The organism is Paraburkholderia adhaesiva (assembly GCF_021390575.1).
GTDB classification, from domain to species: domain Bacteria; phylum Pseudomonadota; class Gammaproteobacteria; order Burkholderiales; family Burkholderiaceae; genus Paraburkholderia; species Paraburkholderia adhaesiva.
In genome coordinates this window covers 297230-311776 of sequence record NZ_JAJEJQ010000002.1, presented here as the reverse complement: position 1 = coordinate 311776, position 14547 = coordinate 297230, and the positions used below count along the sequence as shown (strand labels likewise).

Here is a 14547-nt window from a genome sequence, read left to right as displayed (position 1 = left end):
GATCCGATGCAGACCGTACCGCTGGCGGCGGTGCCCTCGCAGCGCCTGTCGGTGGCGCTGGCGCAGCAGAACTGCGGTCTCGCGCTCTACCAGAAACGTACGGGCCTGTACCTTGATCTGTACGTCGCGGGCAACCTCGTCATGGCGGGCGTGCTGTGCCGCACAGGCGTGTACCTGGTGCGCGAGGCGTATCTGGGTTTTGCCGGGGACCTAGTGTTTGCCGATACGGCGGGCAGTGACGATCCCGACTACACGGGCCTCGGCGCGCGCTGGCCGCTGCTGTACGTTCAGGCCAGCGCGGTTGCGAGCGCGTGAAGGTGCGCCATGCCGTTCGCACAGCGCCGCATCAACGTGACATTTGCGCTGGCGAAGACGACGTTTCCCGATGGCTCGCAGATCCTCGACCTCGAAGGGCATCGTGTGCAGGTCAGCCTCGCCAACAACGGCGGAGGCCTGGCGCTGCCGACGCTCTCGCTGCGCATCTACGGCATGCCGCTCGCCGACATGGGGGCGCTGGCCACGCGGGGCCTCACGGGCCTCGCCGTGAACGGCGACCAGGTGACGATCGAGGCGGGCTCGGTGGGCGGCTCCGGCAATGGCCTCATGAATACCATCTTCGTGGGCACGATCTGGTCGGCGGTCACCGACTTCAGCGGCAGCCCCGAAGTGTCGTTCGTGGTCAATGCGTCGAGCGGCTTCCTGCAGCGCATCCAGGCCGCGCCGCCGAACACGTACCCAGGGCCGCAGGATGTCGCGAGCATCATTGGCGGGCTGGCGAAACAGGCGGGCTATGCCTTCCAGAATCACGGCGTCACCGCGAAGATCTCCGGGCAGTATCTGGCCGGCACGCTGATGGACCAGATCGAAAAGGTGGCGGGGGCGACGCAGACGCTCGTGCTGCTCGACCAGGGCGTGCTGCACATATGGCCCAACGGTGGCGCACCGGATTTTCCCGCCGTCACACTGTCGGCCTCGACCGGCATGCGCGGCTATCCGACCTTCACGCCCACCGGCATCGAGGTCAGTTGCGAGTGGAATGCGGCGATTCTGTTCGGTGCCACCGCGAACGTGCAGTCGGTCGTGCCGATGGCCTCGGGCACCTGGCAGGTGATGCGCGCGAGCCACGAACTCTCGACGCTCACGCCGGACGGGCCCTGGTTCAGCACGCTCAACCTGTCTCCTGTGGGATATCTCGGTGTCAGCCCCAACTAGCGCCGCCGTCACGAGCATCCGTCCGTGGTCGCTCGCGGGCGAGTACGCGCGGCAGAGGACGGTGGTCGAGCAGCTGCTCACGCGCGTGCGCACGGCCTATCTCGGCAAGGTGATCGTGGCCCGCCAGAACGGTGCAGTACAAGGCGCAGGCACGGTTGATGTGCAGCCGCTCGCGGGCCAGCTCGACGGCGCGGGTAACGTCATCGCCCACGGCGTGATCTACGGCATCCCGTACCTGCGCCTGGCGGGTGGGGCGAACGCGGTGATTCTCGATCCGCAGGCGGGCGACATTGGCCTGGTGGCCGTGTGCGACCGTGACAGCTCGTCGGTGATCGCGAACGCGGGACCGGCGGCACCGGGCAGCCTGCGTCGCCACGACCTGTCGGATTCGGTGTACGTCACGACCGTGTTGGGCGCAGCCCCGCAGCAGTACGTGGCGTTCGCGCCGGACGGCATCGATATCGTGTCGCCCGTGCAGATTCGCCTCTCGGCTCCCACCATCGTGCTGCAGGCCGACAGCACGATCGGTCTGACGGCAGGCAGCGGCATCACCGATTCGGCTCCGGCCATCGAACTCGACGGGGCGGTCACGCAGGGCGAAGGGCCGCAGGGCGGCGACGCGAGCATGGCGGGACCCTTGACGGTGCAGCAGGACGTGACCGCTGCCGGGACGAGCGTGCATGGCCACGAGCACCGCGACTCGATGGGCGGCACAACTAGTTCTCCATTGTGATGGTTTTTAAGTCGTTGATGTCACGCCTGACAGGTCCTGGAGACCGGAGTCGCTGAAGTTCGTGTCGTTGGCGAATTCTCTTGACGTCCAGACGTCAAAAACCTAAACTTTGCCAACTCAACAAGAACCCAAAATTCATGTCGCTGGCTCCAGGTTTAATACGGGATTCAATCGTCGAGTATCTGGCGATGGTTGGAAATGATGCGTCAACAGACGAGATCGTGGCAGCAGTAAGGCGCGCGATCGGCCCATCTGTCCCGACCTCATCGGTGCGATCGTATTTGAGTTTGAATACACCGAACACATTCGAGCGTGTAGGCCGGGGGAGATATCGGCTTCAAAGCTCTTCATTGCATGACTCTCGTACGGCTACTGAAAAGAAGTCGTTGAAAGTAGGACGCGCTTACTTGTATCAAGACGACTGCTTTGAATGGCTTGCGAGCCAGAAGCCCGCTTCTGTTCATGCAGTAGTCACTGATCCACCTTATGGCCTGGTTGAGTACACAGCCAAGGAAACGGCGAAGCTGCGAGCGGGGAAAGGCGGGGTCTGGCGTATCCCACCCTCGTTTGATGGTCATCAACGTGCGCCGCTGCCGCGCTTCACTGTTCTAACGGATACCGACCGACAAGCCCTTCATGCTTTTTTTAAACGATTCGGCACGCTCGTAGCCAAGGTCGTAGTGCCAGGTGCGAATGTCGTAGTTGCATCAAATCCACTCCTTGCACACATTGTGGCGGAAGCGATGGGGCAGGCGGGACTGGAACTGCGAGGTTATATTGCGCGTCAGGTAATGACGATGCGCGGCGGGGATCGACCGAAAAATGCTCATCTGGAATTCGACGATGTGTCTGTGATGCCGCGCTCCCAGTGGGAGCCATGGGTCGTGTTGCGCGCACCGCTTGATGGCCGAGTACAAGACAATCTTCGGCGCTGGGGTACAGGTGGTTTCCGCCGCCCTTCGAAAGAGCGCCCGTTTGGTGACCTGATTCGTTCGCATCCGACGCATGCGAGTGAAAGGAAGATTGCGCCGCACCCTTCGCTTAAGCCACAGGCGTTCATGCGTCAGGTTGTGCGCGCGGTACTGCCGCTCGGTCAGGGAACTGTGCTTGACCCATTCATGGGGGCTGGCTCCACGCTCGCAGCGGCCAACGCGGTTGGTTATGACAGTTGTGGGGTAGAGCTGGACAAGGAATTTTTTGCTTTGGCTGCAAAGGCACTGCCACAGCTCACAGCTCTCTCTACAAAAGATAGCGAGATCTCAATGTTTTAGAAGGGGCGCGACACTGGGTTACTCCTCGTCGCGCTGTTCCTTGTAGATCCAGCTTTTGCGTAGCTTTGCAATGCCCTCCTTGTGGAGGGTCGCCGTCCTGGTTCCCAGATCGCCACGGTCGTTTTTGCGGAAGTCGGCTTCTTCGACTTCGCCGAGATAAATCTCTGTGAAGCGCATGGCCCTTCTTTCGGAGGCTGGCTCGGTCGTGTTGTCTACCTCGTAGACAAACACACACATCCATTGCTTTCGCGCACCGTGGGTGTCCACGGCCCCTCCCGCCTTGCGGGTGCTTTTGATTTCGATCCCATGCGTGCCCGCCGCAACCGAGTCGTTTGGATATTTGCCACGCAGGATCAGGTCGGGGTGGCCATTGAAGTGTTTATTCTCCACGAGTGAACGCGAGAATTTCGCGAGCGAAGCTGTCACCATGTCAGAGATAAGTCCTGACATGGCGGCGGGCCGCATCATGTCATCTAGCCGATGAAGACCCTTCTCGGAGAGGAGTGTGTTGACATCATAGAAGAAGTCGTAAATGTCCTGCATCGCGTGCTCAAAGTCGCTGATGCGCAACTCGAACGGCAACACGGCTTTCCCGTTGAAGGATTTTTTGTTGATTTCTGATTTCTTGGTCAATGCGCACCCCGTTGATCCGGGAAGGTATATAAAGATCGTTCTAGAATTTGGCCTTGCGTGAGGAAAGTCACCTGTTTCTGATGGCGCTTGGTATTACGCAGCGTTCCCTTTCTGGGAAATCCGAATGTCTGTTGGTGGACCGGCGCCGAGCTAGAACATGCGTCGAGCGCGAAATCCATAATGTCCTAATCATATCAGACTAATTTTCATGAAAACTCTCCTGCTCGACCGCACGGCCCTGGATCTCGTGCTCGACACATCCGGCGATATCGCCTGCGCGTCCGATCCGTACCAGGTCGCACAGGACGTGGCGAGTGCGATTCGCACGTTTCGTAGCGAGTGTTTCTACGACACGACGCTCGGCGTCCCGTACTGGCAGGCGGTACTAGGCCAGTTGCCGCCGGCCTCGTTCATCCGCTCCGAACTCGTCAACGCGGCACTCACGGTGCCGAACGTCGCCTTGGCCACCGTCACGCAGCTCGTGCTCAACGGGCGGCAGCTCGCCGGCGAGATCGACGTGACCGATACCAGCGGTAATACGCAGACCGTAACCTTCTAGATTGCCGTCGAATTGCTGTCTTTCGTGCTGCCCGCGCAGCCATGCAGACCAGTGTCCCGCCGATCCAGTTCACGGATCAGGGGCCGGTCGTGCCTGCCGAATCGGCGATCCTCGCGGGTGTGCAGGCCGATATCGACGCGGCCTTCGGCGGCGGCGTCAATCCGCAGCTCAGTTCGCCGCAGGGACAGCTCGCGCAGTCGCTCACCGCCATCATCGGCGACAAGAACGCCGACATCCTCGAGGTCGCGAACCAGATCGATCCCGATGTCGCCTCGGGTCGCTGGCAGGATGCGATCGGGCGCATCTACTTCCTGAACCGCATCGCGGCCTCCGGCACGGTGGTGACCGCGACCTGTATCGGTCTCGTCGGGGCGGTGATCCCGGCAGGCTCCGTCGCACAGGATGTGAACGGCTATCTGTACGCATCGCTGGCCGCCGCAACGATCCCCGCCTCAGGCTCGGTCGACGTGCCGTTCCAGTGCCAGACGATGGGGCCGGTCGCCTGTCCGATCGGAGCGCTCGCAACGATCTACACCGCAGCGCAGGGGTGGGACCGCGTCACCAACACGACAGCAGGCACGCCGGGGCAGCTTGCCGAGAGCCGCGCCGCGTTCGAGGCACGGCGGCGCCTGTCGGTGGCGATCAACTCGGTGAACAGCGTGCAGGCGGTCTACGGCGCGGTGCTGAACGTGCCGAACGTGCTCGATGCGTTCGTGATCGACAACCCCACGAGTGCGGTGGTGAACTACGGCGCGACGAACTATCCGCTCGCGGGCCATTCGCTGTTCGTCTCGGCCATTGGCGGCGACCCCGCCGCCATCGCTCAGGCGATCTGGAGCAGGAAGGCCCCCGGCTGCGACTACAACGGCAACACCTCGTACACGCTCCATGACACGAGCTACACGCCGCCGCAGCCGCAGTACACGGTGAGCTGGGAGACGCCCGCGCCGGTGCAGTGCTTTCTTACCGTGACGATCCAGGCGAACGACCAGCTCCCGGACGACATCACCTCACTGATCCAGGCGGCCATCGTGTCGGCCTTCAATGGCGAGGACGGCGGGGCGGGTGGAGGCATCAGGGCGCGCATCGGCTCGACCACCTATGCAGGGCGTTACTACGCAGGCGTCGCCGCGACCGACGCGAACGTGAACATCTTCTCGATTGCGCTCGGCACCGATCCGCTGGACGTGTCGCAAACGTCGCTTGCGTTCGGCATCGATGAGTACCCGACGCTCGATCCGACCAACGTGGCGGTGATCCAGGTAAGCACGTCATGAAAGACTGGACCGCCACGCTGCTCGCGCAGTATGCGAACAGCCCCACGATTACGGCGCTGATCGGGTGTCTCAACCAGGACATCGAGCCGCACGCGGACCTCGACGCTTTTTACGACACGATCTGGAATGTCGCGACCGCCATCGGCAACGGGCTGGACGTGTGGGGCAGGATCGTCAACGTGACGCGTGGTGTGGCGGCGGCCCTGCCGCCCGCCGGGTTCGGCTTTGCCGAAGCGTTCGATGCGGCCAACCCGACCGAAGGCGTGCAGCCGTTCAACTACGGCGTGTTCAGCGACGGCTCGCCGCCCGTGGTGCGCAACGTCGCGCTCGATGACACCACCTATCGCACGCTCATCATGACCAAAGCGATGGGCAACATCACGGCGGGCTCGTGCGCGTCGCTCAACCAGATGCTGCAGTACCTCTTCGCGGGCCGTGGTCGCTGCTATGCGCTCGACACCGGCGCGATGACGATGCTGTACGTGTTCGAGTTCGACCTGACGATTCTCGAAGTGGCGTTTCTTACGCAGTCGGGCGTGCTGCCGCGCCCGACCGGCGTGCTGTGCAATCTCGTGCAGGCCTCGCACGAGGTGTTCGGCTTCGCCAACGCGGTCGACGACTTCCAGCCGTTCAACCAGGGGGTGTTCTCGACGGGAGTGCTCAGTGCAGGCTGACCAGTCACCGGCCCTCGTCACGCTGCCGTTCGCCGCCAACGGCCTGCGCAATAGCATCCCCGAGGCGTCGCAGGCGGGCATCACCGCAGGGGCGGCGTCGCTGAACGACGGTTTCCCGCCGCTCACGATGCAGCCGAAGACCCAGGGGGGCATACCGCCGGACGGCCTCGACTTCAACGGCATCCTGTTCGTCATTTCAGCGGTGGCGCGCTGGATGCAGGCGGGCGGCTCCTTCGTCTACGACGCCGCGTTCACCAGCAACCCGAACCTCGGCGGCTATCCGGCGGGGGCGGTGGTGCTGCGCGCGGACCTCACCGGCTTCTGGTTCAACTGCGCCGACAACAACACGACGAACCCCGACGCGACCGATGCGAATGACCCCAATGCGGCACGCAACTGGCTGGCGCTGAACGCCGACTGGAACGCGACGGGCGGGCCGGGCGCGATCCTCAACAGGCCGGATCTCGCAAAGGTGGCGACCACCGGCCAGTACCGCGACCTGACCGGTGTGCCGGGCTCGTTCATCCCGCCAGGTGCGTTGCTGCCCTTCACGGGTAGCGCAGTGCCTGCGGGCTTTCTGCTCGCGAACGGTGCAGCGGTGTCGCGCGCGACCTATGCGTCGCTCTTTCTCGCGATCGGCACGACCTACGGCGCGGGCGACGGCACAACGACCTTCAACCTGCCCGACACGCGCGGCGTGTGTCTGCGGGGACTCGATAACGGGCGCGGGCTCGATTCGGGCCGCGCGCTCGGCAGCTACCAGGCCGACGCCTACGCCTCGCACGCGCACACCGTCTCGGACCCCGGCCACGCCCACGGCGTGTCCGATCCGGGACACGCGCATGGCGTCGCGGACCCCGGCCACGCGCACGGCGTGGGCGACCCGGGTCACGCGCACGCGATGCCCGCAGGCGGCTGGGTGCAGGCGGGCCAGGACAACGGCGGGGCGTGTGCGGTCAGCCCGCCGAATCAGTACGGGGCCTACAACGGCACGCGCAACAACACCAGCGCAAACGGTACCGGCATCTATATCGGCGGCTCGGGCACGGGTATCGGCATCTACGGTGCCGTCACCAGCATAGGGATCTACAGCAATGGCACGGGCATCAGCATCGCCGCGGCGGGCAGCACCGAAACGCGCGGCAAGAACCTCGCCGTCAACTTCCTCATCGCGTACTGACGCGTCGATGGCGCGCAGGATGACAATCCGGACTGCCTGGCAATGCGACGCGCAGGGCGTGTTCATTGGCGAAACGATCGTCCAGGAGGACCCGTTGACGCCGGGCACGTTTCTGCTGCCGCCGGGCTGCGTGCTGCATGCGCCGCCCGCGTTCGAACCGGTGTCGCAGACCGCCGTCTGGCAAGAGGGCACATGGGCCGTGCACGATCTCCCGTTGCCTGATCTGCCCGCCGCCGCAGCCACGCCCGACGACACTGTGTCGCCCGTCCCGCCGTCCGGCATCGTGCCGACACCGCAGAACCGGCCCGTCACCGGCACGCATGAAACGGCGGTGATCGTTGACGGCCAGTGGGCCGTGGTCGCCGACTGGCGCGACACAGCGTACTGGCTGGCGGACGGCAGCGCACACCGCATCACGGCGCTGGGCGAGACGCCACCCGAAAACGCGCTGTTTGCGGCACCGCCCGAACCCTCGATGAGCCTGGCCGAAGCGCAGGCCGCGCGAATCGCACAACTGCGCGCGGCCTGGCAATCGGCGGGCGAAGCCCCGGTCAGCTTCACGACCGCCGCAGGCCAGACCGACCTGTACGCGTGCGATGCCACGAGCATCGCGAATCTCGACGCGATGCGGGCAGCCCACGCCGAAACGTGCACCTGGCTGCCGGACCTCTGGCTGAACGCGGCAGACCAGCCCGTGACGCCCTTCACGTGGGGCGATCTGGAGGGACTCGCGCAGGCCATCACGAATCGCACGCCGCCTGACTATCCATCACTGCTCGCGAAGATCGGCGCGGTGATGGTGGCCACCACGGTCGCCGATGTCGAGGCCATCACCTGGCAGGCGACCTGACACGTTAGCGGAGTCACCACCATGCGCCTCACCGATAGCCCGCCGCCGGTCACGGTGCCGTTCGCGCAGAACGGCAACCGCAACACGATCCCGGTCGCCTCGCAGACCGGCATGACGAAAGGCGCGGCCTCGTTCAATGACGGCTTCCCGCCGCTGACGATGACCGACCCGCTCAAGGGGGGCATCCCGCCGTTCGGCGTGGACATGAACGGCATCCTGTTCGTGCTTTCGCAGGCCGTGCGGTGGCTGATGGCCGGTGGCCCGCTCGTCTACGATGCGACGTTCGCCAATGACCCGAACATCGGCGGCTATCCGGCAGGCGTGGTGTTGCTGCGCGCGAATGGCCAGGGGCTGTGGCTGAACCTGCGGGATGACAACACCATCGATCCCGACGCCGCAGATATCACCAACGACGGCAGTGCGAGCGGGTGGGTGCTCCTGAATGCCGACTGGAATGCCACGGGCGGCCCCGCGCAGATCCTCAACCGCCCCAATCTCGCGAAAGTCGCAACCAGCGGACAATATGGCGACCTCACCGGTACGCCCCCCGCGCCCGCCAATGCCGACTGGGACGCCACCTCGGGCCTCGCGCAGATCCTCCATCGCCCGAATCTCGCGAAGGTGGCGACCAGCGGCAGCTATGACGATCTCACGGATGTGCCGGAGATTCCCGCTGCCCAGATCAACGCCGACTGGGACGCTGCCAGCGGCCCCGCGCGGATCCTCAACCGCCCCGATCTGGCGGCGGTTGCGACGACCGGGCAGTACAGCGACCTGACCGGCGAGCCGGTGTTCACCACGCCGCCGCAGTTTGATGTCAGCACCGCTGCCGCGACGAGCGCCTTCGTGCAGCGCGCGCTCGGCAGTTACGCGGGCCAGGTGACCTATGGTGAGGATACCGGACTGAATGCGACCGATGCCGGCATGGCGATCCAGTGGGCGGGTCCGGATGGCGGCACCCTGACGCTCGCGCCGACCTCGACCCTGCCATTGAGCGCCATTGCGTTTCTCATCTACAACCACGGCGCGGGCGTGCTGAACCTGGTCGCGCAGGGTAGCGACTTCATCTGGATGGGCGGGCCGACCGCGGTGGCGGAGGTGGTCCTGCAGCCCGGCGAGTTCGCGGTCTGTCTCGCGCGCGTGAACGGCGAATACGATGTGCTCGTCACGCGCATCCCGGTGGACTACACGCTGCCGGCCGCGACGGCCACGACGCTGGGCGGTGTCATCGCCGGTCAGGGCCTCTCGGTGGCACCGGACGGCACGCTCTCGGTGGGCGCGACGAGTACGACGATCATCAACCTGAGCGGCGCGGCGAACGTGGCGCTTGATCTCACACCGCTTGCGCACGGCGCGCCCGAAATCCTCTTCAATCTGCCGGTGGCCGCGAGCACCAGCACCACGCTCTCGATCACGAATCCGCCCGCGGCGGGTGTCCTCGCGGAGTTCGTACTCGTCGTCCACAACAGCGCCAGTTCGGCGATCACCTGGCCCTCGACGATCAAGTGGCCGCAAGGCATTGCGCCGTCGCTCTCGGGGGCGGCGGGCAAGCTCGACACGTTCATCATTTACACGCAGGACGGTGGCGCGACGTACTGCGGTTTCGTCGCGGGCCAGGATCAGTGAGCAGGCTTGCGAAGCGGCTGCTGATGGTCACGACGCCGCCGTATTCCGGCATCCTCGACCAGCTCGCGACGGTTGCAGCCGGCGCGTGGAGTCTGCGGCGGCTGCGCGGCGGCTATGGGGGACCGTGCCTGAACGTGCGGCGCGATTCGGACAGCGCGACCCAGGATATCGGCTTCACCGTCTCGGGCGACCTGAACGTCACCGCGCTCCTCTCGTTCGTCGGAAGCGGTAACGGATACGTGACGGCATGGTATGACCAGACCGGCAACAAGGCGTCGCTGACGCAAACGACCACGGCCTTTCAGCCGCAGATCGTGAATGCGGGCGCAGTCGTGACCCTGCTCACGCCTGCCGCGCGGCCTGCCGTGTCAACCAATGGTGGCACCGTGGGCGCATCGCCGACCAACGGGCAGGTGCTTTCGACGGCTGCCTCGGTGGCCTCGCTGACCTTTGCGCAACCGCTTACCCGATCGTCCGTCGTGTCGTTTCCGATCGCACCGACCGGTGTGTATCCGAATCCAGTCCTGCTGAACAGCAATTCCACTTCGGTCGAGCTGTACGACACCGGATCTGGCCAGCTGACGATGTACGCCAATGCGGGCTTTGTGGCGATCAACGGGATTACGGCGGGTTCGTCAGGGACGATTCTCGAACTGTTCAACGCAGCCGCCAGTTCCTGCGCGTTCAACTCCGCGACCACAAAAGGCTCAGTCGGATCAGGCGCGCTCGGTTCAGGCGCGATGGCCGTGGGGGGGTACGGATGGGGCGGCTACCGGAATTTCCTGGCGCTGTATGGCGAAGCCATCGTATTTGCCCAGAGGCTCTCTGCCAGCGACCAGGGCGCACTGTTGAACGATCAGTGCAGCTACTGGCAGACGCCATCCCCTTACCGCAGCGTTGTGCTCGCGGACGGTCCCTATGCGTACTGGCCGCTCAACGAGACGGGCGGTACGGTCGCGGCGGATATCTCGGGGAATGGCCGCAATGGCACCTACCAGGCCGGTGCACAGCTCGCATCGGGTCTGCTCCTGCCCGGCATGGGCGCGGCCTACGTGACGCTGAACGGCGCGTCGAATGCGTATGTCGATGTCAGCGCTGCCGCCAGCTTCTGCGCCAGTACACCGTGGAGTATCGAATGCTGGGTCAATGTGGCAGCCTATCCGGCAGCGGGCGCGAACGGCTCGTATCCGCCCTGTACCGGCGTGCGCTTTCTCGGTAACTCGACCTGGACTGGCGGCAGCAGCCGTCAGAATGGGCTGGACCTGGGCATCCAGCACCAGAACCAGGGTGGCCAGGCGGACGTGATCTACTACTGGACGGGCAATAACGCCCAGTATTTTTCCGCCAACAAGACCGTTGCACCGCCCGGGACGACCGCGCATTACGTCTACGTGATGAATGGCACGGGCCTCTCGCACCCCCCGTCGATCTACGTCAACGGCAACCTGGTGACGAACGCCGGGAACGCGAACCTGCTGAATGCGCCAACGATCCAGAGCATCCTGCAGATTGGCTCGATCGGCTGGAACTTCGGCGCACTGCAGGGCGTGATCGGCGAGGTCGCCCTCTACAACTATGCGCTCACGGCGTCCCAGGTCGCGGCCCACTATGCAGCGGGTATCGCTTCGCGGACCGCCATACTCGACGGTCTGGCGACGCCGGTCGTCGGCGCGTGGAGTCTGCGGCGGCTGCGCGGCGGCTACACCGGCCCATGCCTGAATGTACGGCGGGACAGCGATAGCGCGACGCAGGATATCGGCTTTACGGCGGCGGGGGACCTCGACATGGCGAGCCTGCTCGCTTTCACCGGGACCGCGAACGGGTTTGTCACGACCCTCTACGACCAGAGCGCGAACGCGTCAACGGCCTCGAACCTCGCGCGTACCACCGCCAGCCAGCAGCCGCAGATCGTCGCGAATGGCGTACTCAATACCGCCGCGACCGGATCGGCACGACCCGCCATGCTCATGGCCGGGTCGGCAAATTCGCTTCAGAACCTGCTGGCGAGCGCAGCGAAGCTCACGCTCAACCAGCCGTTCAGTCGCGCGAGCGTGACGGGCATTCCGGCCGGCGCAACCAGCAGCAGCTATACGATCATGACGGGCAGTGCGAATGATTCAGTCATTGCCCTTAACGCGGTGAACCTCCATTACCAGATGGTCGACTACAACGTGGGGTTCACCTCAGGCAACGCCGTCACGGCGGGCGCGATCAACAGCGTCACGGAGCACTACAACACCGCGTTGAGCAGCCTCGTCGTCAACGGCACGGTCACGAACGGCTCGACCGGCTCCGGTGGTGACGGCGCCGAGCTTTGCCTCGCTGGTGTGCTCACCGAAATCGCGGGCGCGAGCGCCACCTTTAGCGAAATTATCCAGTTCGGCGCGCTATTGAGCGCCTCAGATCAAACCACGCTTTACGCCAGCCAGAAGGGTTACTGGGGCACGCCGTAGCCGTGACAGGGGCACGCTCTGGACGTGCCGCACCCATCCCGAACCGACCGCCACTTTTGTGGCGGTTTTTTTTCGTCCGGAGGCACCATGGACCGCGATACCTTCCAGCGCGCGCTCGCGCTCACTGATACGCTGACGATGCGATGGTTCGCGCCGGTCTCGGCGGCGATGACCGAATTCGCCATTAACACCCCAGCCCGGCGGGCAGCTTTCCTCGCGCAGATCCGCCACGAATCGGGAGGCCTGACGCAACTCACCGAATCGTTCAACTATCGACCCGAAGCCCTTGCGATCTTCTCGCGCGTCCCGGCGGCGATGCGCGCGACGCTCGGACGGCGACCCAACGAAACGACCGTACCGCTGGCACGCCAGCAGCAGATCGCCAATCTGGCCTACGCGAGCCGCTATGGCAATGGGGATGCCGCGAGCGGAGATGGCTGGCGTTTTCGCGGGCGGGGACTCAAGCAGATTACCTTTCGCGACAACTACCGCGACTGCGCTCGCGCGCTCGGCGTCGATCTCGTCAGCAATCCTGACGGGCTGGTAACCGACGACACGCTCGCGGCCCGCTCCGCGGCGTGGTTCTGGAGCGCGCACGGCTGTAATGAAGCGGCCGACAAGGGCGATTTCGCGCAGACCACGCGCCTCATCAACGGCCCGGCCATGGACCAGCAGGCCAAGCGCGAAACGTACTGGACTGCGGCAAAGAGCGCCTTCGCGCTCGCATGATGGACGTCCAGCCGTTCTACCATGAGCCGCTATGGGTGTTCGCGGCGGGTATCTCCGGCGCGCTCGTGCGTGTGGTGGTGATGGCGCCGCCGGGCACGCTGATGCGTATCGCGCATCTCGCAACCGGTGCGCTGATGGCGCTGTTCGTCGCACCCGCCATTGACCTGCACTGGCTGTCGACCGACAGCCTTGAAATGCAGCGCGCCGTGGCGTTCGCGATCGGTGCGCTCGGGCCGCTCATCGTGGAGATCCTGATTCACCTCGTGCAGCGGCGCGGCGACAGTGTGGCGGACCGGATGGCCGACCGGTTTGCACGCCGCTTCGGGGACCGTGCCGGACATGAGCCGGGAGATGACAGATGATGATCCTGCATGCTGCGCTGTACGTCGTGCTGGGTGTGGCAGCGGCGTGGCTGGTTATGCTGTCCGCGCAGCCGCGTTACTGGCGCATCGTGTTCGGGCTGATTCTCGCGGGCGCGTGGTGGAACCTGACCGGCCTGATCTGGCTGCACAACGCGCGTGACTGGCCCGGCGAGCCGGTGATTACCGTCGCGTGCTGCCTGCTGCTTGGTGGACTGCTGTTCGCGCGGCATCCGCCAGTCCTGCGTCGCCCGAAGAACGCAGCGCAGTGAGTGCGGTAGCCGGGCGGGGTGGTCACATCCGGATATCCGGCGGGCACCATCATGCGACAGAACCGAAAGCGTGTCGTTTTTTGTCATCCTCGTTCGCGAGGTCTGACAGTCAACGGCTCGTCCCTGTATTGCTCTACGGGCGGGTGATGTCGGGGGGAGCCTTCGGGCTCGCCGGTCTGGTTCTACGCCGGTCGTCCAACCCTCGCATTCGTCCGCTTTCCCGTCCTGGCCGGTGCTGCGGGCTGTTCCCGCAGAACGCCGGAATCTCCTCTCCCGTATGTTTCCGCTGTTCTGCTGCTTTATCATTTTGTGATGGTTAATATGGATATCTAACAATATTGACGGCTTGGAGTGATCTTTTTCCTGCCGATCAGGTCCAGGCCCTGCAGCGCGAGAACGACCGCCTCGAAAGCTTCGCGATGCTCGCGGCCAGTCACGCGCAGCAGCGTGTGGCCGGGCACCGCCGAAACCCAGTGTCAGGCATTGATGGACGTGTTCCGGCAGGTCAGCCAGCAGGCCGAATCCTGTGCGCGCGAGGATGCCGTGCTCATCGTTGAGGCGCTGCGCCAGCGGGGGGGGCCGTGTCGAAGTCGCCCATGGTGAGGAGATTCGGGGAGTTACCCAGAAACGACGGAGCCCGCCTTGCGCGGGCTCCAGGCGTCAGATGCCCTCGCGAAGAGCCCTGGAAGTACCCTGTTCAGGCTCTCTTGCGGTTAGAC

Annotated in this window: 15 protein-coding genes; 14 read left to right on the top strand and 1 reads right to left on the bottom strand. The window is 64.7% G+C overall.

Features of this window, described 5'->3' with window-relative positions; all coding sequences use genetic code 11:
* The first annotated feature begins 6 nt into the window (after nucleotides 1–6).
* The 4 genes from L0U80_RS16885 to L0U80_RS16870 all read left to right on the top strand — a co-directional run bounded on the left by L0U80_RS16885 (nucleotide 7) and on the right by L0U80_RS16870 (nucleotide 3216).
* A complete protein-coding gene (locus L0U80_RS16885; protein WP_233867086.1) occupies nucleotides 7–315 on the top strand; it encodes a phage baseplate plug family protein in 309 nt (102 codons plus the stop codon).
* 9 nt (nucleotides 316–324) lie between these two features.
* Complete coding sequence (locus L0U80_RS16880; protein WP_233867084.1) at nucleotides 325–1212, top strand: baseplate hub protein; 888 nt, start codon at nucleotides 325–327, stop codon at nucleotides 1210–1212.
* Nucleotides 1196–1945 (top strand): Gp138 family membrane-puncturing spike protein, encoded by a 750-nt coding sequence (locus L0U80_RS16875; RefSeq protein ID WP_233867082.1) that lies wholly within the window; start codon nucleotides 1196–1198, stop codon nucleotides 1943–1945. The genes L0U80_RS16880 and L0U80_RS16875 overlap by 17 nt, the downstream gene beginning before the upstream one ends.
* 80 nt (nucleotides 1946–2025) lie before the next feature.
* Nucleotides 2026–3216: a DNA methyltransferase gene (locus L0U80_RS16870; RefSeq protein WP_233867080.1), complete on the top strand. Its 1191-nt coding sequence runs from the start codon at nucleotides 2026–2028 to the stop codon at nucleotides 3214–3216.
* Nucleotides 3217–3234: 18 nt separating this feature from the next.
* Here L0U80_RS16870 and L0U80_RS16865 read toward each other — a convergent pair whose 3' ends face one another.
* Complete coding sequence (locus L0U80_RS16865; RefSeq protein WP_233867077.1) at nucleotides 3235–3849, bottom strand: hypothetical protein; 615 nt, start codon at nucleotides 3847–3849, stop codon at nucleotides 3235–3237.
* A 208-nt stretch (nucleotides 3850–4057) separates the two neighbouring features.
* Between L0U80_RS16865 and L0U80_RS16860 the strand changes: the two genes are divergently transcribed.
* The 10 genes from L0U80_RS16860 to L0U80_RS16815 all read left to right on the top strand — a co-directional run bounded on the left by L0U80_RS16860 (nucleotide 4058) and on the right by L0U80_RS16815 (nucleotide 13828).
* The gene (locus L0U80_RS16860; RefSeq protein WP_233867074.1) at nucleotides 4058–4408 is read left to right on the top strand and encodes a contractile injection system sheath initiator; all 351 of its coding nucleotides are present in this window, start codon (nucleotides 4058–4060) and stop codon (nucleotides 4406–4408) included.
* Nucleotides 4409–4449: 41 nt separating this feature from the next.
* Nucleotides 4450–5685: a baseplate J/gp47 family protein gene (locus L0U80_RS16855; protein WP_233867071.1), complete on the top strand. Its 1236-nt coding sequence runs from the start codon at nucleotides 4450–4452 to the stop codon at nucleotides 5683–5685.
* Nucleotides 5682–6359 (top strand): DUF2612 domain-containing protein, encoded by a 678-nt coding sequence (locus L0U80_RS16850; protein WP_233867068.1) that lies wholly within the window; start codon nucleotides 5682–5684, stop codon nucleotides 6357–6359. The genes L0U80_RS16855 and L0U80_RS16850 overlap by 4 nt, the downstream gene beginning before the upstream one ends.
* Nucleotides 6349–7539: a tail fiber protein gene (locus L0U80_RS16845; RefSeq protein ID WP_233867065.1), complete on the top strand. Its 1191-nt coding sequence runs from the start codon at nucleotides 6349–6351 to the stop codon at nucleotides 7537–7539. The genes L0U80_RS16850 and L0U80_RS16845 overlap by 11 nt, the downstream gene beginning before the upstream one ends.
* A 19-nt stretch (nucleotides 7540–7558) precedes the next feature.
* The gene (locus L0U80_RS16840) at nucleotides 7559–8389 is read left to right on the top strand and encodes a hypothetical protein (protein ID WP_233867053.1); all 831 of its coding nucleotides are present in this window, start codon (nucleotides 7559–7561) and stop codon (nucleotides 8387–8389) included.
* Between the two features lie 21 nt (nucleotides 8390–8410).
* Nucleotides 8411–10015: a hypothetical protein gene (locus L0U80_RS16835; RefSeq protein ID WP_233867051.1), complete on the top strand. Its 1605-nt coding sequence runs from the start codon at nucleotides 8411–8413 to the stop codon at nucleotides 10013–10015.
* A complete protein-coding gene (locus L0U80_RS16830) occupies nucleotides 10012–12468 on the top strand; it encodes an arabinofuranosidase catalytic domain-containing protein (protein ID WP_233867049.1) in 2457 nt (818 codons plus the stop codon). The genes L0U80_RS16835 and L0U80_RS16830 overlap by 4 nt, the downstream gene beginning before the upstream one ends.
* Nucleotides 12469–12555: 87 nt before the next feature.
* Nucleotides 12556–13197, top strand: a complete 642-nt coding sequence (locus L0U80_RS16825) for a glycoside hydrolase family 19 protein (protein WP_233867046.1) — start codon at nucleotides 12556–12558, stop codon at nucleotides 13195–13197.
* A complete protein-coding gene (locus tag L0U80_RS16820) occupies nucleotides 13194–13559 on the top strand; it encodes a hypothetical protein (protein ID WP_233867043.1) in 366 nt (121 codons plus the stop codon). The genes L0U80_RS16825 and L0U80_RS16820 overlap by 4 nt, the downstream gene beginning before the upstream one ends.
* Complete coding sequence (locus L0U80_RS16815; protein ID WP_233867040.1) at nucleotides 13556–13828, top strand: hypothetical protein; 273 nt, start codon at nucleotides 13556–13558, stop codon at nucleotides 13826–13828. The genes L0U80_RS16820 and L0U80_RS16815 overlap by 4 nt, the downstream gene beginning before the upstream one ends.
* The last annotated feature ends 719 nt before the right edge of the window (nucleotides 13829–14547 follow it).